General features: G+C 59.1%; 21 protein-coding genes and 2 tRNA genes. 5 read left to right on the top strand and 18 right to left on the bottom strand.

The features are described from left to right. Positions 1-44 precede the first annotated feature (44 nt). The 11 genes from infB to rlmE form a co-directional block, all read right to left on the bottom strand. Positions 45-2,747 carry a translation initiation factor IF-2 gene (infB, locus tag I6L48_RS19800; RefSeq protein WP_041212506.1) on the bottom strand — a complete coding sequence of 901 codons (2,703 nt, stop codon included), beginning with the start codon at positions 2,745-2,747 and terminating at the stop codon, positions 45-47. Positions 2,748-2,767: 20 nt separating this feature from the next. Further along, positions 2,768-4,270, bottom strand: a complete 1,503-nt coding sequence (gene nusA, locus I6L48_RS19805; protein WP_010675369.1) for a transcription termination factor NusA — start codon at positions 4,268-4,270, stop codon at positions 2,768-2,770. Between the two features lie 14 nt (positions 4,271-4,284). After that, positions 4,285-4,743: a ribosome maturation factor RimP gene (gene rimP, locus I6L48_RS19810; protein WP_010675370.1), complete on the bottom strand. Its 459-nt coding sequence runs from the start codon at positions 4,741-4,743 to the stop codon at positions 4,285-4,287. Positions 4,744-4,909: 166 nt separating this feature from the next. Continuing rightward, a tRNA-Met gene (locus tag I6L48_RS19815) sits at positions 4,910-4,986 on the bottom strand. A 91-nt stretch (positions 4,987-5,077) separates the two neighbouring features. Then, positions 5,078-5,162: transfer RNA gene (locus tag I6L48_RS19820), tRNA-Leu, on the bottom strand. A gap of 7 nt (positions 5,163-5,169) precedes the next feature. Continuing rightward, complete coding sequence (gene secG, locus I6L48_RS19825) at positions 5,170-5,496, bottom strand: preprotein translocase subunit SecG (protein ID WP_010633113.1); 327 nt, start codon at positions 5,494-5,496, stop codon at positions 5,170-5,172. Next, positions 5,497-6,261: a triose-phosphate isomerase gene (gene tpiA / locus I6L48_RS19830; protein WP_216987634.1), complete on the bottom strand. Its 765-nt coding sequence runs from the start codon at positions 6,259-6,261 to the stop codon at positions 5,497-5,499. A gap of 131 nt (positions 6,262-6,392) precedes the next feature. Continuing rightward, positions 6,393-7,727, bottom strand: coding sequence for a phosphoglucosamine mutase (gene glmM / locus I6L48_RS19835; protein WP_039040289.1), 1,335 nt, complete (start codon positions 7,725-7,727; stop codon positions 6,393-6,395). An 18-nt stretch (positions 7,728-7,745) separates the two neighbouring features. After that, positions 7,746-8,591, bottom strand: coding sequence for a dihydropteroate synthase (folP, locus tag I6L48_RS19840; RefSeq protein WP_216987635.1), 846 nt, complete (start codon positions 8,589-8,591; stop codon positions 7,746-7,748). 84 nt (positions 8,592-8,675) lie between these two features. Then, on the bottom strand, positions 8,676-10,628 hold the full coding sequence (gene ftsH, locus I6L48_RS19845) for an ATP-dependent zinc metalloprotease FtsH (RefSeq protein WP_041212504.1): 1,953 nt from the start codon (positions 10,626-10,628) through the stop codon (positions 8,676-8,678). Positions 10,629-10,673: 45 nt separating this feature from the next. Beyond that, a complete protein-coding gene (gene rlmE, locus I6L48_RS19850) occupies positions 10,674-11,303 on the bottom strand; it encodes a 23S rRNA (uridine(2552)-2'-O)-methyltransferase RlmE (protein ID WP_010675375.1) in 630 nt (209 codons plus the stop codon). A 97-nt stretch (positions 11,304-11,400) separates the two neighbouring features. On the opposite strand from rlmE, the gene yhbY reads away from it, so the two are divergent. Both yhbY and I6L48_RS19860 read left to right on the top strand, forming a co-directional pair. Then, positions 11,401-11,697: a ribosome assembly RNA-binding protein YhbY gene (yhbY, locus tag I6L48_RS19855; RefSeq protein WP_010675376.1), complete on the top strand. Its 297-nt coding sequence runs from the start codon at positions 11,401-11,403 to the stop codon at positions 11,695-11,697. A gap of 105 nt (positions 11,698-11,802) precedes the next feature. After that, positions 11,803-12,396: a PilZ domain-containing protein gene (locus I6L48_RS19860; protein ID WP_113068869.1), complete on the top strand. Its 594-nt coding sequence runs from the start codon at positions 11,803-11,805 to the stop codon at positions 12,394-12,396. 47 nt (positions 12,397-12,443) lie between these two features. Here I6L48_RS19860 and greA read toward each other — a convergent pair whose 3' ends face one another. From greA to pomA, 3 genes are all read right to left on the bottom strand, one after another. Then, complete coding sequence (greA, locus tag I6L48_RS19865) at positions 12,444-12,920, bottom strand: transcription elongation factor GreA (RefSeq protein WP_010675378.1); 477 nt, start codon at positions 12,918-12,920, stop codon at positions 12,444-12,446. 145 nt (positions 12,921-13,065) lie between these two features. Further along, positions 13,066-13,959 carry a flagellar motor protein MotB gene (locus I6L48_RS19870; RefSeq protein ID WP_042878323.1) on the bottom strand — a complete coding sequence of 298 codons (894 nt, stop codon included), beginning with the start codon at positions 13,957-13,959 and terminating at the stop codon, positions 13,066-13,068. A gap of 10 nt (positions 13,960-13,969) precedes the next feature. Continuing rightward, a complete protein-coding gene (gene pomA / locus I6L48_RS19875; protein ID WP_029314770.1) occupies positions 13,970-14,728 on the bottom strand; it encodes a flagellar motor protein PomA in 759 nt (252 codons plus the stop codon). Between the two features lie 234 nt (positions 14,729-14,962). Here pomA and xseB point away from each other — a divergent pair, with 234 nt between their 5' ends. From xseB to dxs, 3 genes are read left to right on the top strand one after another with little or no spacing between them, the layout of a single operon-like run. Then, complete coding sequence (gene xseB, locus I6L48_RS19880; RefSeq protein ID WP_010675381.1) at positions 14,963-15,214, top strand: exodeoxyribonuclease VII small subunit; 252 nt, start codon at positions 14,963-14,965, stop codon at positions 15,212-15,214. Further along, a complete protein-coding gene (gene ispA / locus I6L48_RS19885; protein WP_041215676.1) occupies positions 15,215-16,105 on the top strand; it encodes a (2E,6E)-farnesyl diphosphate synthase in 891 nt (296 codons plus the stop codon). Between the two features lie 21 nt (positions 16,106-16,126). Further along, on the top strand, positions 16,127-17,992 hold the full coding sequence (gene dxs, locus I6L48_RS19890; RefSeq protein ID WP_113068870.1) for a 1-deoxy-D-xylulose-5-phosphate synthase: 1,866 nt from the start codon (positions 16,127-16,129) through the stop codon (positions 17,990-17,992). A gap of 221 nt (positions 17,993-18,213) precedes the next feature. Here the strand turns inward: dxs and I6L48_RS19895 are convergent, their stop codons facing one another. The 4 genes from I6L48_RS19895 to I6L48_RS19910 all read right to left on the bottom strand — a co-directional run bounded on the left by I6L48_RS19895 (position 18,214) and on the right by I6L48_RS19910 (position 23,569). Then, positions 18,214-19,155 (bottom strand): ABC transporter permease, encoded by a 942-nt coding sequence (locus tag I6L48_RS19895; RefSeq protein ID WP_029314771.1) that lies wholly within the window; start codon positions 19,153-19,155, stop codon positions 18,214-18,216. Positions 19,156-19,158: 3 nt separating this feature from the next. Further along, positions 19,159-20,133 carry an ABC transporter permease gene (locus tag I6L48_RS19900; RefSeq protein ID WP_039040297.1) on the bottom strand — a complete coding sequence of 325 codons (975 nt, stop codon included), beginning with the start codon at positions 20,131-20,133 and terminating at the stop codon, positions 19,159-19,161. Positions 20,134-20,229: 96 nt separating this feature from the next. After that, the gene (locus I6L48_RS19905) at positions 20,230-21,786 is read right to left on the bottom strand and encodes an ABC transporter substrate-binding protein (protein ID WP_010675386.1); all 1,557 of its coding nucleotides are present in this window, start codon (positions 21,784-21,786) and stop codon (positions 20,230-20,232) included. 58 nt (positions 21,787-21,844) lie between these two features. Further along, a complete protein-coding gene (locus tag I6L48_RS19910; RefSeq protein ID WP_010675387.1) occupies positions 21,845-23,569 on the bottom strand; it encodes an ABC transporter ATP-binding protein in 1,725 nt (574 codons plus the stop codon). Positions 23,570-23,689: the final 120 nt, after the last annotated feature.

The raw sequence follows: 23,689 nt of genomic DNA on the forward strand, positions 1-23,689 counted from the left end.
CGATAAAAGGGGGCCGCGGCCCCCTATTTTGTCTAACGCTCGGCTTACAGAGTCCGCTGAATTTCAACGGTCTCGTACACCTCGATCTGGTCGCCTTCACGCACGTCGTTGTAGTTCTTGACCGCGATACCACACTCGTAGCCGTTGCGAACTTCGTTGACGTCATCCTTGAAGCGGCGCAGGGATTCCAGCTCGCCTTCATAGATAACCACGTTGTCACGCAGAACGCGAATGCGGTTGGAACGCTTGACCACACCTTCGGTAACCATACAGCCGGCAACGGCGCCGAACTTCGGCGACTTGAAGACGCTACGCACTTCAGCCAGACCGATGATCTCCTGACGATACTCAGGAGCCAGCTTGCCGCTCATGGCCTGCTTCACTTCGTCGATCAGGTCATAGATGACGGAGTAGTAACGCAGATCCAGGCTCTCGGATTCGATGACCTTGCGCGCAGAAGCGTCGGCACGGACGTTGAAGCCCACCAGGATGGCGCTGGAAGCCGCGGCCAGGGTCGCGTCGGTTTCGGTGATGCCACCTACGCCGGAACCCACGATCTTCACCTTCACTTCGTCGGTGGAGAGTTTGACCAGCGCATCGCAGATCGCTTCCACAGAGCCTTGTACATCGGCCTTGATCACCACGTTCACTTCGGACACTTCGCCCTCGGTCATGTTGGCGAACATGTTTTCCAGCTTGGCCTTCTGCTGGCGAGCCAGCTTGACTTCGCGGAACTTGCCCTGACGGTAGAGCGCCACTTCACGGGCTTTCTTCTCGTCACGCACGACCGTGGCTTCGTCACCGGCAGAGGGAACACCGGACAGGCCGAGGATTTCCACCGGCAGGGACGGACCCGCTTCCTTGATCTCGCGACCCAGTTCGTCACGCATGGCGCGCACCCGGCCGTATTCGAGACCGCACAGCACGATGTCGCCCTGACGCAGAGTACCTTCCTGTACCAGCACGGTGGCAACCGGACCACGACCTTTATCCAGGAAGGATTCGATCACGACGCCGTTGGCCATGCCGTCAACCACCGCTTTCAGCTCCAGCACTTCGGCCTGGATCAGGATGGCTTCCAGCAGGTCGTCGATGCCTTCGCCAGACTTGGCGGAGACGTGCACGAACTGGCAATCGCCACCCCAGTCTTCGGACATGACGTTGTAACGGGCCAGCTCGGTCTTGACGCGATCCGGATCCGCTTCAGGCTTGTCGATCTTGTTCACCGCAACAACCAGCGGCACACCGGCCGCCTTGGCGTGCTGGATAGCTTCGATGGTTTGCGGCATCACGCCGTCGTCAGCTGCAACAACCAGCACAACGATGTCGGTCGCCTTGGCACCACGAGCACGCATGGAGGTAAACGCCGCGTGACCCGGGGTATCCAGGAAGGTGATCATCCCGCTGTCGGTCTGGACGTGGTACGCACCGATGTGCTGGGTAATGCCACCGGCTTCGCCCGCCGCGACCTTGGCTTTACGGATGTAGTCCAGCAGCGAGGTCTTGCCGTGGTCGACGTGACCCATGATGGTCACGACCGGCGCACGCGGCTTGGCTTCGGAGGTCTCGTCACGATCGCTAAGTACCGCCTCTTCCAGCTCGTTCTCACGGCGCAGCACTACCTTGTGACCCATCTCCTCGGCGACCAGCTGAGCGGTCTCCTGGTCGATCACCTGGTTGATGGTGGCCATGGCACCCATCTTCATCATCACCTTGATGACTTCAACGCCCTTGACGGCCATCTTGTTGGCGAGCTCCGCCACGGTGATGGTCTCGCCGATGACGACGTCACGGTTGACCACGGCAGCCGGCTTGTTGAAGCCGTGTTTCATGGCGTTCGGCATGGCCATCTTGCCACGCTTGCCTTTGCGGGCACGGGGATCGCGGGAGTTGCGGTCATTGCGGTCGTCTTCGCGACGGCCGACTTTCTTCGGCGCCTTGGCAGCGGCAGCCGTGCGACGGCTGGTCTCTTCCTTACGATCCAACTCATCTTCGGCCGCTTGCGCGTGCTTGTTGGTGGTCAGATGGTAATCGCTGCTCTCTTTGGCGCGAGCCGCTTCTTCTTCAGCCCAGCGGGCCGCATTCTGTTCCGCCATGATGCGAGCCTCTTCGGCTTTCTTCGCGGCGAGTTCTTCAGCTTTTTGCAAAGCTGTCTGTTCCTGTTGGCGCTTCAGTTCTTCTGCTTCGCGCTTGGCCATCTTTTCTGCCTCTTGCTGAGCTGTGCTAACGGCTGCTTTGGCGGGCTGTTGAGCCTGTCGAGCCTTCTGTTGTGCCTCGATCCGCGCCTTTTCCTCAGCTTCACGACGAGCCTGCTCAGCCTCACGGCGAGCCTTCTCTTCAGCGTCGAGGCGGGCCTTCTCTTCGGCCTCGCGACGAGCTTTTTCTTCTGCTTCCAAACGCGCTGTTTCCTCGGCTTCCGCCTGGCGCTGTTCATCTTCCAGCGCCGAGCGTCTTACATAGGTGCGAGACTTGCGCACTTCTACCTGCACTTCCTTGTTCTTGCCACCAGTCCCCTGAACACTCAGGGTGCTCTTGGTCTTGCGCTGCAAGGTCATGCGAGCAGGTGCGGTGACCTCGTCACCTCCATGCTGTTTCTTCAGATGTGCCAGCAGAGTCTGTTTCTCAGACTCGCTGACCATGTCGTCGGCCTTGCTCTTCACGATGCCGGCATCGACAAACTGCTGGAGAAGACGATCAACCGGCGTGTCGATGTCAGTGGCAAGTTGCTTAACTGATACTTCTGCCATTCATTTTCCTCCGTTTGACCTTATTCAGACTGCTCTTCTCCGAACCAACAGATATTGCGAGCAGCCATAATGAGCTCACCTGCCTTCTCGGCGGTCAACTCTTCGATGTCGGCAAGGTCATCGATACCTTGCTCTGCCAAATCTTCCAGGGTGCCGACACCGCGAGCGGCCAGGGCATAGGCCATTTCACGGCCGAGGCCGGAGAGATTGAGCAGTTCTTCGGAAGGCTCGACGCCTTCAAAGGATTCTTCTTTGGCCAGGGCCTTGGTGGTCAGGGCATCCTTGGCACGCTTGCGCAGCTCTTCGACCATGTCTTCATCCAGACCGTCGATGGCCAGCAGCTCGTTGACCGGGACGAAGGCAATCTCTTCCAGGGTGGAGAAGCCCTCTTCCATCAGCAGGCCGGCGAAATCGTCGTCGATATCGAGGGTGCTGGTGAACAGGTTCATGATGCGGTCGTTCTCGGCCTGGTGCTTGGCACGCATGTCCTCGACGGTCATCACGTTCAGTTCCCAACCGGTCAGCTGGGAGGCCAGACGCACGTTCTGACCGTTGCGGCCGATGGCCTGGGCCAGGTTGGCGGCTTCCACGGCGATGTCCATGGTGTGGTTGTCTTCATCGACGATGATGGAGGCCACATCGGCTGGCGCCATGGCGTTGATCACGTATTGGGCCGGGTTGTCATCGTACAGCACGATGTCGGCACGCTCACCGCTCAGCTCGGCGGAGACGGCCTGAACGCGGGCACCACGCATGCCGATACAGGCACCGATCGGGTCGATACGACGATCGTTGGTCTTCACCGCGATCTTGGCGCGGGAACCCGGATCACGGGCAGCGCCCATGATTTCAATCATCTCTTCGCCGATTTCCGGCACTTCGATGCGGAACAGCTCTTTCAGGAAGTCCGGGCTGGAGCGGCTGACGAACAGCTGGGAACCACGGGCTTCCGGACGCACGGCGTAGAGCAGGCCACGGATGCGGTCGCCGGGACGGAAGGTCTCACGGGGCAACATGTCGTCACGGAAGATCACGGCTTCGGCATTGCTGCCCAGATCCAGGATCACGTTGTCGCGGTTGCTCTTCTTGACCACGCCGCTGATGATGGTGCCTTCCTTGTCCTTGAACTGGTCAACGACCTGGGAACGCTCGGCCTCGCGCACTTTCTGCACGATGACCTGCTTGGCGGTCTGGGTGGTGATACGGTCGAAGGTCACAGAGTCAATCTGGTCTTCAACATAGTCGCCGATCTGGATATCCGGCTGCTCGATCTGAGCGGCTTCGAGAGTGATTTCCCCGTACGGGTTCTCCATGGAAGCCTGATCGGCCACCACGACCCAACGGCGATAGGTGTCATAGTCACCGGTCTTGCGATCGATCTCGACACGCACTTCAATCTCGCCTTCGTATTTTTTCTTGGTCGCAGTCGCCAGCGCAGTCTCCAGAGCCTGGAAAATCTTCTCGCGTGGGACAGCCTTCTCGTTGGACACAGCGTCAACGACCAGCAAAATCTCTTTATTCATATCCGATAGCCTCGTTAACCAAAGTTCGGCACTATGTTCGCTTTTTGGATATTGGTGAAAGCCAACACCTCGTCCTTACCATCTACCGTCAGAGTGATCATGTCCCCCTGCACGGCTTTGATTACGCCTTTGAACTTGCGGCGGTTGTTTGTTGCCATCCGAAGCGTTACCGCCGCCTCCTGGCCAACGTATTTTTCGAACTGGGCGACCTTGAACAGTGGACGATCCAGACCCGGGGAAGACACCTCAAGGTAGTACTCCTCGGTGATGGGATCTTCGACATCCATGATGGCGCCGACCTGGCGGCTCACCTCGGCACAGTCTTCCACCGTCACGCCTTGCTCCGAGTCGATGAAAACGCGCAAGGTCGAGTGCTTACCCGCACGGATAAACTCGATACCCCACAGTTCAAAACCCAAGGCAACGACCGGAGCCTCGAGCAGATCGGTCAAACGTTGTTCCAACGTAGCCAAAGTCACCCTCCGAAAAACGAAAAAAGGGCATATAGCCCAGATAGAAATAGATTCAGAGTAAATTGCACATAACAAAAAGCCCCGATGTCAAATCGGGGCTTGGCGCTTTACCCTGATTGTCGCCTCGCAGCGACCGCCTTCCTGAGCGTAGGAAATGCGTGAAATTTGGTTGCGGGGGCCGGATTTGAACCGACGACCTTCGGGTTATGAGCCCGACGAGCTACCATGCTGCTCCACCCCGCGTCCGAAATCGTGCGAGATTATAGCCACTTCACTCTCGTGAGACAAGACTCAGCGGCTATAACATCCCGGTTACCCGGGTTCACTGCTTAATTGGTGCCGTGGGCGGGACTCGAACCCGCACACCCTAGAGCACTACCCCCTCAAGATAGCGTGTCTACCAATTCCACCACCACGGCAAAACTCTTATTCGGGAACGTCAGTATCTTTCTTTACTGGCGCTTTGCTCTGCTCAACTTGTTGAGTCTGTTGCAGATTTTCCCATTCACTACCCTGTTTTACCTTGTTGCTGGACATGGAACCCAGAACCAGACTGATCAAGAAAAACAGAGTAGCCAAAATCGCTGTTGTGCGGGTCAGGAAACTGCCTGAACCACCGGAGCCGAATACAGTATTCGATGCCCCTGCGCCGAAGGAGGCGCCCATATCAGCCCCTTTACCTTGCTGAATCATCACCAGACCAATCAGAGCCAGCGATACCAGCAGATAAACGACCAAAAGAATCTCGTACATTTAACTTGCACCCTTTGCCGCTTCAACTATTCCTAAAAACGCATCGCCATCAAGACTTGCCCTGCCTATCAGACCGCCATCAATATCGGGCTGCGCAAACAAATCTTGTGCATTGGCTGGTGTCACGCTCCCACCATAGATGATTCTGACTTTCTCACCTATTACCGGAGTATCCTCCGCCAAGCGACTGCGAATAAAGGAATGAACCTCTTGTGCCTGCTCGGGTGTGGCGCATTTACCTGTACCTACAGCCCAGATTGGCTCGTAGGCGATGATAGCATTATCGAAAGCCATCGCGCCATTTTTCTCTATGACGATGTCCAGTTCCTCGGCAATCACCTCGAAGGTTCTTCTTGCCTGCCTCGCTGCTCCTGACTCACCCAGACAAAGCATGGGTATCAGACCTGCTGCTCTGACTGCCGCAAACTTCTCTGCGACGATAAAACTGGTCTCACCAAAGAGACGCCTGCGCTCGGAGTGGCCAACAAGTACATATCGGCAACCTGCCTCGACCAGCATCTCACACGAAACTTCACCCGTATAAGCGCCCTGTCTGTGCTGGCTTACGTTCTGAGCCCCCAGCTTCACTCTTCCCTGCTCACCGAGCAGTTCGGCCGTGAAACCGAGATGCACATGGGATGGACATAAGACCACATCTACGTCTTCATCAATGCGCTCTGTGCAGTGATTCGTAAACTGCTCTAACTGCGACCTACTACCGTGTAACTTCCAGTTGGCTGCTACAAACGGCTTGCGATGTCCCATCGGCAACTCCCTTGCGAAAGCGGGGCTGATAATATCCAGAGGATGCTCAGCTGACAAGTGCTATTTTCAAATTTTCGAATCGTTTGAACAAGATACAACCAAGGCGACTAAAAAACCGCCTTGGCTGTTCATTAAAACGCCGACTCGACCTGTTTGGCGATGCGCTCTGCCATATCGCGCACCTGCTGTTCGTGTTCACCTTCGACCATGACCCGGATCAGGGGCTCGGTGCCAGATTTGCGCAACAGCACCCGGCCACGGCCGGCCAGTTCCTGCTCCACTGCCGCCACTTCCTGCTGAACGGCACTGGAGGTCAGCGGATCCTTGCCTTCGGCGAAGCGCACATTGACCAGCACTTGCGGGAACTTGCTCATGCCCGAACGCAATTTGGCAAGCGGCATCTCGGCACTGCGCATGGCCGTCAGCACCTGCAGGGCGGCGACGATACCATCCCCCGTGGTGGTCTGATCCAGGCAGATGATGTGACCGGAGTTTTCGCCCCCGATGCGCCAGCCCTTCTCGTTCATCATCTCAAGCACGTAGCGGTCACCTACCTTGGCACGGGCAAAGGGGATGCCCAGGGTCTGAAGCGCCAGCTCCAGCCCCATGTTGGCCATCAGGGTGCCCACCACACCGCCCTTGAGGCGGCCATGGCGCAGGGCGTCCCGGGCGATGATGTAGAGGATCTCATCTCCGTCGATGATGTAACCTGTGCTATCCACCATCACCAGACGGTCGCCGTCACCGTCGAAGGCAACGCCGAGATCGGCCTTGCATTCCTGGACCTTGGCGGCCAGCGCCTCCGGTGCGGTGGAACCGACGCCGTCATTGATGTTGAGCCCATCCGGGCTGCAGCCGATGGCGATGACTTCGGCACCCAGTTCGCGGAAGACGGAAGGGGCGATGTGGTAGGTGGCACCATGACCGCAATCCACCACCATTTTCAGCCCTTCCAGGCTCAGATTGGAGGGGAAGGTGCTCTTGCAGAATTCGATGTAGCGACCAGCCGCATCATCGATGCGTTGCGCCTTGCCAAGCTCCGCGGACTCCACGCACTTGAGTTCGTTGTCGAGCTCGGCTTCGATGGCCAGCTCGACATCATCGGGCAGCTTGGTGCCGTCGGCGGAGAAGAACTTGATGCCGTTGTCGTAATAGGGGTTGTGGGATGCACTGATGACGATGCCGGCTTCGGCACGGAAGGTGCGAGTCAGGTAGGCAACCGCAGGGGTGGGCATGGGTCCCATCAATATGGCTTTGAGACCGGCGGCGGAGAGCCCCGCCTCCAATGCCGACTCCAGCATGTAACCGGAGATACGGGTATCCTTGCCGATCAGCACCTTCTTGGTCCCTTTCTTGGAGAGCACCTTGCCGGCGGCCCAGCCCAGTTTCATGACGAAATCCGGGGTGATCGGGTATTCACCCACCTTGCCGCGCACGCCGTCGGTGCCGAAGTACTTTCTGGTCATTGTCTGTTTCTCGTTTTTCTATTTGGATATGAAATCTTGTCCCGTCATGGTCATCCAGCCTGTACGCAAGACATCCATGGTGGCCCGCACGTCGTGCACCCGGATGATCCTGGCGCCATGTTGCAACCCGATCAGGGCACAGGCCAGACTACCAGCCAACCGCTCGGCTACCGGGCGGTCAAGCAGGTTGCCTATCATAGACTTTCGTGACATGCCCACCAAGAGCGGAAGTTGGTAATCGAGCAGTGACGCCTGCTGGGCCAGCAGCTGATAGTTGTGCACCAGCGTCTTGCCAAAGCCATAGCCTGGATCCAGTACCAGATGCTCACGCGGGATACCGGCCCCCAGACAAGCGGCAATCCGCTCGTCAAAGAAGGCTCTCACCTCCCCCACCAGATCGTCATAGCGCGGCTCCACCTGCATGGTACGGGGCTGCCCCTGCATGTGCATGAGGCATATCGGCACACCAGCCTCGGCCGCCGCGCCCAGCGCTCCCGGCTCTTGCAGGGCGCGGACATCATTGATGAGGTGACCACCTGCAGCACAACCCTCCCGCATGACAATCGCCTTGGAGGTATCGAGGGAGATCATCACATCCAGCTCGGCGACCATGCGCTCCACCACGGGGATGACCCTGTCCAGCTCCTCCTGCTCGCTCACGTCGGGGGCGCCCGGGCGGGTCGACTCGCCACCTATATCGATAAGGGTGGCCCCATCGGCCACCATGTCGCGGGCATGACCCAACGCCAGATCGATCTGCTTGAAGCGGCCACCATCTGAAAAGGAGTCCGGCGTCACATTGAGAATGCCCATGACATGGGGACGGTCGAGAGAAAGGGAACGTCCCTTGCTGATTAACTGCATTGCTTCAACTACCTCCGACAAGAGCGGCAAACTCTTCGTGCAAAGAAAAACCCCGGGCAAGCCCGGGGTTTGTATCATGGTAACTTATTTGGCCGGGACATCGTTCGCCTTGTCGATGTCACTCAGAGGTGCACTGCCCTCTTCAGCCGGCGCCTTGGCCTCCGGCCCGTTGTTCACGCTGGCACCACCTTGCGGGGTGTCACCGTGCTCATCATGCCAGTTGCTGGGTGCACGCACTTCGCGGCGAGCCATCAGATCGTCGATCTGCTTGGCATCGATGGTTTCGTATTTCATCAGCGCATCTTTCATGGTGTGCAGCACATCCATGTTGTCCAGCAGGATCTGCTTGGCACGATCGTAGTTGCGATCGATGACCTGCTTGACCTCTGCATCGATGATGCGGGCGGTATCGTCAGACATGTGCTTGGCCTTGGCCATGCTGCGGCCGAGGAAGACTTCACCGTCCTCTTCTGCGTAAAGCATGGGGCCGAGACGCTCGGACATGCCCCACTGGGTCACCATCTTGCGGGCGATGTCGGTGGCACGTTCGATGTCGTTGGATGCACCGGTCGATACCTTCTCGGCACCGTAGATCAGCTCTTCCGCCAGACGACCGCCATACAGGCTGGAGATCATGGACTCCAGATGCTGCTTGGAGTGGCTCCAGCGGTCCTGTTCCGGCAGGTACATGGTCACACCCAGCGCACGGCCGCGCGGAATGATGGAGACTTTGTAGACAGGGTCATGATCCGGCACCACGCGACCAATGATGGCGTGACCCGCTTCGTGATAGGCCGTCATCTCCTTCTCGGACTCTTTCATCACCATGGAGCGACGTTCCGCCCCCATCATGATCTTGTCCTTCGCCTTTTCGAACTCCAGCATGGAGACCACTCGGCGGCTCTCGCGAGCAGAGAAGAGGGCAGCCTCGTTCACCAGGTTGGCCAGATCGGCACCGGAGAAACCAGGGGTACCACGGGCAATCAGCGCCGGATTGACGTCATCCGCCAGCGGTACCTTGCGCATATGCACTTTCAGGATCTGCTCACGACCGCGAACATCCGGCAAGCCGACCACGACCTGGCGGTCGAAACGACCCGGACGCAGCAGCGCAGGATCCAGTACGTCGGGACGGTTGGTGGCGGCGATGACGATGATGCCTTCGTTGCCTTCAAAACCATCCATTTCAACCAGCATCTGGTTCAGGGTCTGCTCGCGTTCGTCGTGACCACCACCCAGACCGGCGCCACGCTGGCGACCGACCGCATCGATCTCATCAATGAAGATAATGCAGGGGGAGGATTTCTTGGCCTGTTCGAACATATCACGCACCCGGGAGGCACCGACACCCACGAACATTTCCACGAAGTCCGAACCTGAAATGGTGAAGAACGGCACCTTGGCCTCGCCTGCAATGGCCTTGGCCAGCAAGGTCTTACCGGTACCGGGAGGACCTACCAGCAGGACGCCGGTCGGGATCTTGCCACCCAGCTTCTGGAATTTGGTCGGGTCACGCAGATAGTCGACCAGCTCCTTGACCTCTTCCTTTGCCTCGTCACAACCGGCTACGTCGGCAAAGGTAGTCTTGATCTGATCTTCGCTCATCAGGCGAGCCTTGCTCTTGCCGAACGACATGGCACCCTTGCCGCCACCGCCCTGCATCTGACGCATGAAGAAGACCCAGACACCGATCAATAACAGCATCGGGAACCAGGAGATGAAGATGGACGTGATCAGGGACGGTTCTTCCGGCTTCTCACCCATCACCTTGACGTTATGGTTGAGCATGTCGTTGAGCAGTTGGGGATCCGGCGCAGGAATGATGGTGGTGAAACGTTCACCGGTGCGCTTGACGCCATTGATGACCTTGCCATCCATCCGCACTTCACGGATCTGCTCCTGGGTCACTTCTTTCACGAAGCTGGAATAGTCCAGCTGGCGACTGGTGGTATCGCTGGGGCTGAAGCTATTGAACACCGACATCAGCACGACGGCGATGACCAGCCACAGGATTAGGTTTTTCGCCATGTCACTCAAATCAATGACCTCGCAGACTGACAGTTAACGATGAGGGTTAGGGTACTACAGTTTAAAACCGGTAGCCACAATGTAGACTTCTCGTGAACGGGCACGGGACGAGTCTGGTTTTCGAATCTTGACGACAGAGAAAAGTCTACGTATTTCATTGAGATAGGCATCAAACCCCTCCCCCTGGAACACCTTGACTACAAAACTGCCATTACTGCTCAGGACCTGATTGCACATGTCCAGCGCCAGTTCCACCAGGTACATGGCACGGGCCTGATCCACCTGCTGGGTGCCGCTCATGTTGGGTGCCATGTCCGACATGACGACATCCACCTTGTCGGGGCCGACTCGCTCCAGCAAGGCGCCGAGTACAGTTTCCTCCCGAAAGTCCCCTTGCAGGAAATCGACACCGGCAATGGAATCCATCGGCAAAATATCGCACGCAATGACGCGCCCCTTGTCACCAACCTGGTCGATGGCAAATTGGGACCAGCCACCGGGAGCAGCCCCCAGGTCCACTACCGTCATCCCCGGCTTGAGCAGCCGGTCTTTGCCCTGGATCTCATCGATCTTGAAAACGGCGCGAGAGCGCAGTCCCAACTTCTGGGCTTTCTTGACGTATTGGTCGTCGAAATGTTCTTTTAACCAGCGGGTTGAACTGGGGGAACGTTTTTTCTGGGTCATGATTGTCGACTTTAAAAAACCACAAGGGTTATTAGTATTAAGGGCTAAGTGGGGGTAGAATACGCCCCTTTCAACCCTGACTTATGAAGAAATTGCCATGATTCTCAACAATAAACAGAAACAGTATCTCAAGGGCTTGGCCCACAGTCTGAAGCCGGTCGTCCTGCTGGGACAACACGGTCTGACCGAAGGGGTGCTGGCCGAGATCGATCTGGCCCTGAACCACCACGAGCTGATTAAGGTTAAGGTTGCGTCTGAAGATCGTGAGATGAAACAGCTGGTGATGGATGCCATCGTTCGCGAGACCGGCGCCATCAAGGTACAGAGCATGGGCCATGTACTGACCATCTACCGTCAGGCCAAAGAGCCCAAGATCCAGTTGCCGCGCAAGTAACAGGAAAGAGCATTCGCTCTTTCCTTCATTTCCCTTCTTCCCAAGTCGCTTGCCAAAATAGTGGTCAGGCCCTTAACCTGCGATGAATAGTCGCGGACACCCACTATGGACAAGCATCAGCTCCTCACCGATGAAGAACTGGCCATGCTGCGGGACCTGGGAAACGATGAAGACATTGCCACCAGCCAATACCTGCGCGGCACCCTGCCCCTTCCTCTCCAAAGCCTGTTGCAGCGAGCCAAGCCTCTGACACTCGAAGCCCGCATCGCCGGCTACCAATTGCGTTTCCCGCTCCACTGCACCCAGGCAGAGGAGGGCCACACCGAGCTGCGCATCGCCGCGCCGACCATTACCGAGCTGGGTTCGCCCCATCTGCGCGCCTGGCGACTCGACGAAAAGGCCGTGCTCTGCACCGAAGACGCGGAGTACGAGGTATACAGCCTCTCCCTTGGCGGTCTCATCGTGGCCGACTTGCCGGACGCCTTTGCCAAGGGAGATCCACTTGGCGGATACCTTCGCATCGAGGATCTCCCTCCCCTGGCCATGACAGGCACCCTCATCAGGCACGTGGATGCCAATCAACATCACCATGACTGGGCCGTCCAGTTCCGACTGGGCAAGGAGGATCAGGAACAATTGCGGGACTGGCTCTTCCAGCGCCACCAGGACGCCTTCGTCCAGGCCTATCAGGGCGACTAAAGACAACAGGGGAGCCCGGCTCCCCTGTCTCTTTCCCCGACGTTCAATCAGAGATAGGCAACTTCCAGGATCTCGTACTCCACATCGCCACCCGGCGTCTTAACGATGGCAACGTCATCCACTTCCTTGCCGATCAGGGCGCGGGCAATGGGGGAGTTCACGGAGATCATGTTCTGCTTGATGTCCGCCTCGTCGTCTCCCACGATGCGGTAGACCACTTCCTCTTCCGTTTCACTTTTGAGCAGGGTCACGGTTGCGCCGAAGATGACGCGGCCATTGTTGGCAATCTTGGTGACATCGATAATCTGGGCATTGGAGAGCTTGCCTTCGATTTCCTGAATGCGGCCTTCACAGAAACCCTGCTGCTCGCGGGCGGCATGGTATTCGGCATTTTCTTTCAGATCGCCATGTTCACGGGCATCAGCAATCGCTTCGATAATCTGGGGACGCAGCTCGGTCTTGAGATAATCGAGCTCTTGACGCAGCTTTTCAGCGCCGCGAACAGTCATCGGAGTATGATTCATAGTCGAAACCTGGGTTGCTTTATAAAGAGAAGCTGCGGCAATCAAAAGAGAGCCGCAGCTGTCGGTTCGGATGGGGCATCTTAATATGAAGCCGCCACAAAATCCATGTCAGCCCCTGCGAGCGGGATCCCGCTTTGGGCCAGCGTTACTTGGATTCCGAGACGCCAAGCGGGGCCGACACCGTCGGTTTGCCCTGCATGATGGCGATCTCGACACGTCGGTTCATGCGCCGATTCTCCGGGCTGTTGTTGGGCACCAGCGGCTGGGAATCCGCCATCCCTTGCACCACCAGACGATTGCCGTCAAAACCGGGCACCTTGATCATCTGGTGGGCAACCGCCACCGCCCGCTGGGATGAAAGCTCCCAGTTGGACTGGAACAACTCGTCCTCGGTGGCCACATTGTCGGTGTGGCCGGAGACGGTGATCTCCCCCGGCACATCCTTGAGCAGCGCAGCCACCTTGCGGATCACCGGCCAGAACTGGGGTTGCAGGAAGGCGGATCCCGCCGGGAACGCCGCTTTCTCGCGAATGCGAATGATGATCTGCTGGCCCAGCGCCTCTATCTCGATGGCCCCATCCTGGATCTGGGCCTGCATCTGCTCCGCCAGAGCCTTGGCTAGAGTGTTGGACTGTTCCTGCGCCTTCTGGGCTTCCTGGGCGGTATCGCCACCGCTCTGCTGGCCTTCGGTCTTGTCATGTCCACCCGCCTTGTCCGCATCCCCAGGCTGGAAATCCAGCTCGGTCTGGGTCATGTCGATGGTCTGCTGCATGATGGTGTCAATAGGCGTCGGCTCGGGGCGACCAGGACGAAACTCCTGGGCGATGACCGAGGTTCCCTTGGGGATATCCTTGACCTCCAGGATGTTCTGCACCCCGAACGCCTTCTCCATGGAACCGGCGATCTGCTTGAACTTCTGCACATCCATCTCGGCAAAGGAGAGCAAGAGCACGAAGAAGCACATCAGCAGAGACATGAGATCCGCGAAGGTTCCCATGTAACCGGGCAATCCGGGAGGCGGGCACTTGCACTTTGCCATCTGTGCGCTCCTATTCGGTCCCGTTGTTGCGTTTGGACTGATTCAGGTAGTTCTGCAACATGGCCTGGATCACCCTCGGGTTCTGTCCATCCTGGATCCCCATGATGGCGTCGAGGATCAGGGTGCGACTCAACTGTTCCTCGCCACTGCGCAGTTCCAGCTTGTCCGCGATGGGGATGGCAATCATGTTGGCCTCGATTGCGCCATACAGGGTCGTCAGCAAGGCCACCGCCATGGCCGGCCCGATGGATTTGGGGTCGCTCATGTTGGCCAGCATGGCCACCAACCCCACCAGGGTACCGATCATGCCCATGGCCGGACCGAGATCCCCCAGGGAGCGGAACACCTTGATGGCCGTGGCGTGACGCTCGGACGTCAGTTCTATGTCCTTCTCCATCACCGCACGCACCACGTCGGCATCATGGCCGTCCACCAGCATGTCGATGCCCTTCTTCATGAAGGTATTGGGGATCTCCGCCGCCTCCAGAGCCAGAAAGCCCCCCTTGCGGGCCGCATCCGCCAGTTCCACCGCCTTGGTGATGAGATCGTCGAGCTTGTCCCCCTTGTACATGAAGGCCTTGCCCGCGACCTTGAAGGCCATCAGAAACTGACCGAGGTTGAACTTCATCATGCAGATGAACACGGACCCCAGTATGGTGATGTAGACCGATGGCATGTCCACATACATGCTCATGGGGCCGCCCAGCAACATGCCGTACACCACGACCCCGAACCCCAGCACTAAGCCTATCAGACTCCCTAAATCCACATCCCTACTCCTGTCGCCGAACGTGCCGTCTAATTATATTGCGTTGAATTTTCTGCTATTGCGCCCCCGGCAGCAAGCCCGGTACACCGCAATCGCCGATCGGCAATGCGTGGTTGCATGCCCGTTCTTATCGGCCATGGTCAGGATAGTTTGAGGACGCCGCGTTTTTCTGCCTCCCCCCTGTGGCCGGTCGATGTTAAGATGAGCCGTTTTTTTCAATCCCCGAGGATGGACATGGCCAGTAAAAAAATCGACCGTCTGAGTTTTGATGCCACCCTGGAAGAGCTGGAAACCATAGTGCATCAACTCGAACAGGGCTCGCTCCCCCTCGAGGAGGCACTCAAACAATTCGAACAGGGCATCCATCTGGTGCGCGCCGGCCAGCAGAAGCTGGAGCAGGCTGAGCAGAAGATCCAGATCCTCCTGACCCAGGCCGATGGCAGCGAGCAAGCGGTCCCCTTTCGAGCAGAACAAGGAGAGGAGTGAGTGACCCTGGACGATTTCTCCCGCCTGCATCGGCGCCGCATCGACGACTGCCTCTCGGCACAGCTTGACGCCCTGCCCGCCATGGCGCCACGTTTGCGGGACGCGATGAAATACGGCCTGCTGCTCGGTGGAAAACGGGTGCGCCCCTTCCTGGTCTATGCCGTCGGCGAGATGCTGGGCGTCAAGAGCGAACTGCTGGATGGCCCTGCCGCCGCCGTGGAGTGCATTCACGCATACTCCCTCCTGCACGACGACCTGCCCGCCATGGATGACGACGACCTGCGTCGTGGCCAGCCCACCGTACACAAGGCCTTCGATGAAGGCACTGCCATCTTGGCGGGCGATGCCCTGCAGACCCTGGCGTTTTCCATTCTGGCCGACCACCCCATGCCCGATACATTGATGGCCAACAGGGTGCGGATGCTGAGTGCCCTGGCCCGCGCGTCCGGCTATCTCGGCATGTGTGGCGGTCAGGCACTGGATCTGGATGCCGAAGGACGCCGGATCAGCCTCGCCGAGCTGGAGCAGGTGCACCGCCACAAGACCGGGGCCCTCATCGAGTGCGCCGTGACCCTCGGCGCCCTGTGCAAGGCTGACGTGGAACCCGCCACCCTCACCGCCCTGCAAACCTATGCCGCCGCCATCGGACTCGCCTTCCAGGTGCAGGACGACATCCTCGACATCACGGGCGATACCGCCACCCTGGGCAAGCCGCAAGGCTCGGATCTGGCGCTGGAAAAGAGTACCTATCCGGCCCTGCTCGGACTCGACAATGCCCGTGAGCTGGCTCGCGAACTGCATGACAAGGCCTTAACAGCCCTGCAATCCTTGCCCTACAATACCGACATTCTGGAAGCGTTTGCCGATTACATCATCGAGCGAACCCACTAAACGCTGGATAACAGTAACAATATGAGCGTTGATATTAGCGATTTCCCCAACCTGGCCCTCGCGGACACGCCGGTCGATTTGCGATCCCTCCCCTTCGAGCGGCTGCCCGTGGTGTGCAACGAGCTGCGCGAGTATCTGCTGCGCTCGGTGAGCCGCTCCAGCGGCCACTTCGCCTCCGGCCTTGGCACTGTCGAGCTGACGGTCGCCCTGCACTATGTCTACAACACCCCCTTCGATCGGCTGGTGTGGGACGTAGGCCACCAGGCCTATCCCCACAAGATCCTGACCGGACGACGGGAGCGCATTCACACCATTCGCCAGAAAGATGGCCTGCACCCCTTCCCCTGGCGGGAAGAGAGCGAGTACGACGTGCTCAGCGTGGGCCACTCCAGCACCTCCATCGGGGCAGCGCTCGGCATGGCGGTGGCGGCCGAGAGCGAAGGGCTTGGCCGCAAGGTGGTCGCGGTCATCGGTGATGGCGCCATCACCGCCGGCATGGCCTTCGAGGCCCTCAATCACGCCGGCGATGTCCACAAGGACATGCTGGTGGTGCTCAACGACAACGAGATGTCCATCTCCGAGAACGTGGGGGCCCTGAACAATCACCTCGCCAGGCTGATGTCCGGCAAGCTCTACACCACGATTCGCGAGGGTGGCAAGAAGGTGCTGGCGGGGCTGCCGCCGGTCAAGGAGCTCGCCAAGCGGGCCGAAGAGCACCTCAAGGGCATGGTGGTACCGGGTACCCTGTTCGAGGAGTTCGGCTTCAACTACATCGGCCCCATCGACGGTCACGACATTCACGCCCTGGTCGAAACCCTGCGCAACATGCGCAACCTCAAGGGTCCCCAGCTGCTGCACGTCAAGACCAAGAAGGGCAAGGGCTACGAGCCGGCGGAAAAAGATCCCATTGGCTATCACGCCGTCCCCAAATTCAACCCGGATGACTGTGCCCTGCCCAAGAGCGCCGGTGGCAAACCCACCTTCTCAGCCATCTTCGGTCAGTGGCTGTGCGATATCGCCGCCAAGGACGAGCGCGTGGTCGGCATCACCCCCGCCATGCGCGAAGGCTCCGGTCTGGTGAAATTCAGCCAGCAATATCCGGATCGCTACTTCGACGTGGCCATCGCCGAGCAACATGCGGTCACCTTCGCCGCCGGTCTCGCCATCGCCGACCAGAAACCCGTGGTCGCCATCTATTCGAGCTTCCTGCAGCGGGCCTATGACCAGCTGATCCACGACGTGGCGCTGCAGAACCTGCCGGTGCTCTTCGCCATCGACCGGGCCGGTCTGGTGGGGGCCGACGGCCCGACCCATCAGGGGGCGTTCGACATCAGCTTCCTGCGCACCGTGCCCAACATGGTGGTGATGACCCCGTCCGACGAGAACGAGTGCCGCCAGATGCTCTACACCGGCTATCTGTGCAACGGGCCAGCGGCGGTGCGCTACCCCCGTGGCAGCGGCACCGGTATCCAGGCCGAGAGCGAGATGCAGGCCCTGCCCCTCGGCAAGGGACGTGTCGTTCGCGAGGGCAAGGGGACCGCCATCCTGGCGTTCGGCACCTTGCTGCAACAGGCCAGAACGGCCGCCGAGGCGCTCGATGCCACCCTGGTGGACATGCGCTTCGTCAAACCCATGGACGAGGCGCTGGTGCTCTCCCTGGCCGCCTCCCACGATCAGTTCGTCACCCTCGAGGACAACGCCATCATGGGCGGTGCAGGCTCTGCGGTGAACGAGCTGCTGATGGGCAGCAAGCAGTGCAAACCGGTGCTCAACCTCGGCCTGCCGGATCGCTTCATCGAACAGGGCACCCAGGATGAGATCTACGCCCTGCTGGGGCTGGACAGCGTGGGCATTCAGACCCGCATCGAGAGCTGGCTGCAGGCCTGACAAGGGTTATCGCAAGCAATAAAAAGGGCGCCTTATGGCGCCTTTTTTTTGTTATTCACTGTGCCAGACCAACCCTGCTCACGCCCTGTCGCGAGAAGGCCGTCAACAAGGTTACAAGCCGCTCAGGAACCGAGACATACCTGAGCACTCCTTGGTTCCACATAAGCGAGCAGCACATGAACCTTGATCACGGCCTCGCAGCCAGTTCGTGGAAAGGTTTATCAGCCCTTGTAGATCTTCGGGTTGAACACATCCCGCAGCCAGTCACCCAGCAGGTTGATCACCAGCACCAGCACCACCAGGCAGAGGCCCGGGAAGGCGGTGATCCACCAGGACCCGGAGAAGATGTAGTTGAAGCCCACGCTGATGAGCGACCCCAGGGACGGTTGATCAACCGGCATCCCCAGACCCAGGAAGGAGAGGGCCGCCTCGCTCATGATGGCGTTCGCCACCTGCACGGTGGAGATGACCAGGATGGGTGACAGGCAGTTCGGCAGAATGTGGCGGAACATGATGCGCGGGGCGCGGAACCCCATCACCTGAGCTGCTTCCACATACTCCTTCTTCTTCTCCGCCAGCACGGAGGCGCGTACCGTCCGGGCATACTGGGGCCACTCGGCGATACCGATGATCACCACCAGCATCAGGATGGCGAACTTCGAGTAGAACTCGGAGCCAAAGGTCGCCTGGAAGATGGCGGAGATGATGATCGCCACCATCATGGTGGAGAACGACAGCTGCACATCGGCAAAGCGCATCAGCAGGTTGTCGATGCGACCACCAAAGTAACCGGCCATCAGACCGATGACGATACCGAGCACCAGCTGCAGCCCCACCGCGAACAGACCAATGGTCAGCGAGATGCGGGCGCCATAGAGGATGGTGCTCCAGATGTCGCGTCCCTGGTTGTCGGTCCCGAGCCAGAAGCGGGCCTCGCCCCCTTCCAGCCAGGAGGGGGGCAGCTCCGCATCCATCAGATCGAAGCTGGTCTGGTCATAGACGTTGTGCGGTGCGATCCAGGGTGCCAGCAGGGCCGCCAGCACGAAGACCACAAACACCGCAAAGCTGAACATGGCTACCTTGTCCCGCAGGAAGTAGTAGACGATGTCGGAATTTTTGAAGCGTGCCCAACGGCTTGGGCTTGCAGTTACAGCATTAGTCATCTGTTACCCCTTGGCGGTCAGGTTGACGGTCGGGTTGATCAACCCGTAGAGCAGGTCGACCAGGGTATTGGTCACCACGAAGATCAGGCCCACGAAGATGACGTAGGCGGTGATCAGCGGCGTATCGACCCGGTGGATCGCCTCAAGGAAGAGGAAGCCGGTCCCCGGCCACTGGAACACGCTCTCGGTCAAGATGGTGTAGGCCACCATGGTCCCGATCTGCACACCGCCCACCGTGATGACCGGCAACATGGTGTTCTTCAGGGCGTGCTGGTAGTAGACCTTGTTGTTGTCCAGCCCCTTGGCACGGGCAAACTTGACGTACTCGGAGGAGAGCTGCTCCAGCATCTCCGAGCGCACCAGCCGGATGAACAGCGGCAGCATGATGGAGGAGAGGGAGACCGCAGGCAGCACCAGGTGCAGGATACCGTCCCAGGTGAAGAAGCCCGACTCCCAGCCCAGCAGGTTGTAGGTCTCGCCACGGCCATAGGCCGGCAGCCAGCCCAGCTGGATGGAGAAGAGGTACATCAGCATGATGGCGGTCAGGAAGACCGGGATCGAGATGCCGATGCTGCTCACCGCCATGATGACCTTGGTGAGGATGCTGCGCGGTCTTATCGCCGAATAAACCCCCAGCGGAATGGAGACCACGACGATGATGAGCGCGGCGGCAAACACCAGCTCAAGGGTAGCCACCAGCTTGTCGAGGATAACCTCGAGGGCTGGTCGCTTGAAGAAATAGGAAGTGCCCAGATCCCCGTGTACCGCGTTCTTCAAGAAGCGGCTGTATTTCACGAGGAAGGGATCATTGAGTCCCATCTTGTCGCGCAGCTCCTGGCGCACGGACTCGGAGACGGATTGTCCCACCAGCTCGCGCAGCGGATCCCCCAGGTTGTCCTGGATGGAGAAGGCGACCAGGCTGATGACGAACATCACTATCACGGCCTGATAGAACCGTTTCAGCAGGAATGTAAACATGCTTGTCCTTCTACGTGGCCTGTGTCTTGGCACAGGCTTCTGTTAATGGCGGGGCAACCATGGGTGCCCCGCCGGGTCCTTCCTTAAACGCTTCGCTTACTTGTTGACCACCAGGTCACCCAGATAAGGGAAGTTCATCACGTTGACCACCGGCTTGATGTCGACGTTCTTCTTGGCGCCATAGGCCAGGTCTTCCCAGTGCAGCGGCACATAGGCGGCGTCGTCGATCAGCATGGCTTCCACCTTCTGCAGGATGGCGGCACGCTTGGCAGGATCGGTCTCGGTGTTGGCTTCCATCACCATCTTGTCAGCTTCCGCGTTGGCATAACCGCCGCAGTTGTACTGACCCATGCCGGTCTTGGCATCCTTGGTGAAGGTCAGGAACTCGAAGAAGTTCGCACTGTCTTCGGTGTCGGAGTGCCAGCCGATCAGCTGCATGTCAGCGGCGCACTTGTCAAACTCCGGCCAGTACTGAGCCACCGGCATGGTCTTCAGATCCACCTTGATGTTGATCTTGGACAGCATGGCGGAGACGGCCTGGGCAATCTTGACGTCGTTGACGTAGCGGGCAGCCGGGGAGATGAAGCTCATCTTGAAGCCCTTCTCGTAACCGGCTTCCTTCATCAGCTCCTTGGCCTTGGCCAGATCATACTGGGGCTTGAGCGCCTCGTTGTAGCCTGCGTAGCCTTTCGGGCTCAGCTGGCCGGCCGGGGTACCGAAGCCCTTGTTGATCTTGTCGACGATGCCCACCTGGTTGATGGCGTAGTTGATCGCCTGACGCACGCGCTTGTCTTTCAGCGCCGGGTTGGTGTTCTGGTTCAGCTCGATGATGATGGCACGGGTACCGGACAGGGTGACCAGCTGGGAATCCTTGCCGTTCTTCACGCGCTCCAGATCGTTCGGGGCAACCGGGTAGATCATGTCCACGTCGCCGCCCAGCAGGGCTGCAACACGGGTGGCGTCTTCCTTGATCGGTACCACGGTCAGGTTTTCGACGTTGCCCTTGGAGGCCTTGTCCCAGTAGTTGGCGTTGCGCACGTATTCCAGCTTCACGCCCTGCTCGCGGAACTTGACGCTGAACGGACCGGTACCGGAGACATTGGTGGAGGCGAAGGAGTCACCGTTCTTCACGATCTCGGCCTTGTCCTTGCCCGCCTCGGTCTTGCCGCTATAGAACTTGGAGTCCATCGGGAAGATGTAGGTGACGGTCTGCAGCACCAGCGGGAACGGCTTGGCGGTGACGAGATCCACGGTGAAATCATCCACCTTCTTGGCTTCGGCGATGGGGTCGAAGATCGCCTTGAAGTCCGGGGAGGCCTTCAGACGGTTGACGGTCCATACCACGTCATCGGCGGTGAAGTCGTTGCCGGAGTGGAACTTCACACCCTTGCGCAGGTGGAAACGGACGGTCTTGTCGTCGATGCGCTCATACTTCTCGGCCAGACGCGGCTCGAACTGCAGATCCTGGGTGTAACGCATCAGGGGGTCGAACACCAGGTGAGACATCTCCAGGGTCTGACCGGAGAGCTGCTCCTGCGGGTCCAGCGAGGTGGCGTCGGACGCGACGGCGACCTTGATGTCGGCAGCAGAAACGTTGAACGCGAGACCAGCGGCGAACAGCGCCATGGCGATCTTGGATAATCCTTTCTTCATGTCTTTCTCCATGCTTTTGGCTTTTTATTGACAGACAAACCGGCGAACCGGTGCTTTCCTAGCTTGCGATTTCCAGCCCCTCGCGGGACATTCCCTTGAATTCCGGCATGAGGGAGATCAGCTTGCGGCTGTACTCATGCTCGGCATTGGTGAACAGTTTCTCGGTCTCGGCCACTTCCACCAGATGACCGTGCTGCATCACACCGATGCGGTCGCACATCTGGCGGATGACCGGCAGATCGTGACTGATGAACAGCATGGTGAGCCCAAGCTCCTGTTGCAAGTCTTTGAGCAGGTTGAGGATCTGGGCCTGCACCGACACATCCAGCGCCGAGGTGGGCTCGTCGCAGATGAGGAAGCGCGGCCGGGTCGCCAGAGCGCGGGCGATGGAGATGCGCTGGCGCTGACCGCCGGAGAACTCATGGGGATACTTGACCCCGGCGCCGCGGCCCAGGCCTACGTGATCCAGCAGGTCCCCGACGATCTGCTCTATCTGCCGCTCGCTCTCGGCGAGGCGGTGGAAGCGGATCGGCTCGGCGATAATATCGCGCACCTTCATGCGCGGGTTCATCGAAGAGTACGGGTTCTGGAACACCATCTGCATCTGGCGGCGCAGGGGGCGACGCTCGTGCTCCCCTTTCAGGGCGGTGAGATCGATCCCCTCGAAGACAATCTTGCCGGTATCAGGCGGATAGAGCCCGGTGATGGCACGGGCGATGGTGGATTTGCCGGAGCCCGACTCCCCCACCAGACCGAAAGTCTCACCCTCGAAGATCTCGAAGCTGATGTTGTTGCAGGCGCGCACGTACTGGCGGCGGCTCGGGAAGATGGAATCCTTGGTGACGAACTTCAGATCCACGTTCTCCACCCGCAGCAGCGCGCCTTCATAGGTGCGCTCGTCCTGACTCTGGCCGAGCCAGTGGGTCTTGAGATCGATGCTGGTATCCGCCGCACCGGCATCCTCGATATAGGAGACCAGGGGGAAGCGCACCAGCTTCACATCCGAGCGGGGAACCGCCGAGATGAGGCTGCGGGTATAGGGGTGATTGGGGCGGCCCAGCACCTGTTCCGTGGTGCCGAACTCCACCAGATCGCCGCGGTACATCACCGCCACCTTGTCGGTGACGTTGGAGACCACACCCATGTCATGGGTCACCAGCATGCAGCCTACCTGGCGCTCTTTGCACAGGTTGCGGATGAGCTGGAGGATCTGATCCTGGATAGAGACGTCCAGCGCCGTGGTCGGCTCATCGGCGATGATGAGCTCGGGATCCCCGGAGAGGGCGATGGCGATCACCACCCGCTGGCGCATGCCACCGGAGAACTGGTGAGGATACTGCTTGATGCGCACGTCCGGGTTCGGGATCCCCACCGCCCCCATCAGCTCGAGGGCCTTGGCAAAGGCCGCCTCGCGAGACAGGTCGGTGTTGGCGAGGATGGTCTCCACCAGCTGCTGCTCCACGGTGAACAGCGGATTGAGGGAGGTCATGGGATCCTGGAAGATGAAACCGATGCGCGAGCCGCGAATGGCCCGCATCTCGTTCTGGCTCTTGCCGGAGATGAGCTCGCCGTTGAGGTAGATATCGCCACGGGCGATGCGACCGGGCGGGCTCAACAGATCGATGACGGCGTTGCCGATGGTGGATTTGCCAGCGCCGGACTCACCGACGACGCCGACGATCTCGCCCTTTTCAACAGAAAAAGAGAGATCCTTGACCGCGGCAAGCACCCCGTAGCGGGAGGGGTACTCGATCCGCAAGTTTTTGACTTCAAGCAAGGACATGGTTACCTCTGCGGGGGACATCCGTCCCAAATAATTCGTCCGTAAATCAGCCGCAGATGCTGGTTGTGCCTTGGTACTGCTCGAGAGCCGTTGTTGTGTAATTAACGCTCAATCCATGAG

Source organism: Aeromonas sp. FDAARGOS 1418 (assembly GCF_019048585.1).
In the GTDB taxonomy this organism is placed as follows: Bacteria; Pseudomonadota; Gammaproteobacteria; order Enterobacterales; family Aeromonadaceae; genus Aeromonas; species Aeromonas caviae.

Bases quoted from the DNA above. Each gene is read 5' to 3' on its own strand.
- rlmE (WP_010675375.1), bottom strand. From the start codon at position 11,303: ATGACCCAGAAAAAACGTTCCCCCAGTTCAACCCGCTGGTTAAAAGAA.
- I6L48_RS19870 (WP_042878323.1), bottom strand. From the start codon at position 13,959: ATGGCAAAGTGCAAGTGCCCGCCTCCCGGATTGCCCGGTTACATGGGA.
- secG (WP_010633113.1), bottom strand. From the start codon at position 5,496: ATGTACGAGATTCTTTTGGTCGTTTATCTGCTGGTATCGCTGGCTCTG.
- tpiA (WP_216987634.1), bottom strand. From the start codon at position 6,261: ATGGGACATCGCAAGCCGTTTGTAGCAGCCAACTGGAAGTTACACGGT.
- nusA (WP_010675369.1), bottom strand. From the start codon at position 4,270: ATGAATAAAGAGATTTTGCTGGTCGTTGACGCTGTGTCCAACGAGAAG.
- I6L48_RS19900 (WP_039040297.1), bottom strand. From the start codon at position 20,133: ATGTTTACATTCCTGCTGAAACGGTTCTATCAGGCCGTGATAGTGATG.
- infB (WP_041212506.1), bottom strand. From the start codon at position 2,747: ATGGCAGAAGTATCAGTTAAGCAACTTGCCACTGACATCGACACGCCG.
- glmM (WP_039040289.1), bottom strand. From the start codon at position 7,727: ATGACCAGAAAGTACTTCGGCACCGACGGCGTGCGCGGCAAGGTGGGT.
- I6L48_RS19910 (WP_010675387.1), bottom strand. From the start codon at position 23,569: ATGTCCTTGCTTGAAGTCAAAAACTTGCGGATCGAGTACCCCTCCCGC.
- I6L48_RS19860 (WP_113068869.1), top strand. From the start codon at position 11,803: ATGGACAAGCATCAGCTCCTCACCGATGAAGAACTGGCCATGCTGCGG.
- I6L48_RS19905 (WP_010675386.1), bottom strand. From the start codon at position 21,786: ATGAAGAAAGGATTATCCAAGATCGCCATGGCGCTGTTCGCCGCTGGT.
- folP (WP_216987635.1), bottom strand. From the start codon at position 8,591: ATGCAGTTAATCAGCAAGGGACGTTCCCTTTCTCTCGACCGTCCCCAT.
- dxs (WP_113068870.1), top strand. From the start codon at position 16,127: ATGAGCGTTGATATTAGCGATTTCCCCAACCTGGCCCTCGCGGACACG.
- I6L48_RS19895 (WP_029314771.1), bottom strand. From the start codon at position 19,155: ATGACTAATGCTGTAACTGCAAGCCCAAGCCGTTGGGCACGCTTCAAA.
- greA (WP_010675378.1), bottom strand. From the start codon at position 12,920: ATGAATCATACTCCGATGACTGTTCGCGGCGCTGAAAAGCTGCGTCAA.
- yhbY (WP_010675376.1), top strand. From the start codon at position 11,401: ATGATTCTCAACAATAAACAGAAACAGTATCTCAAGGGCTTGGCCCAC.
- xseB (WP_010675381.1), top strand. From the start codon at position 14,963: ATGGCCAGTAAAAAAATCGACCGTCTGAGTTTTGATGCCACCCTGGAA.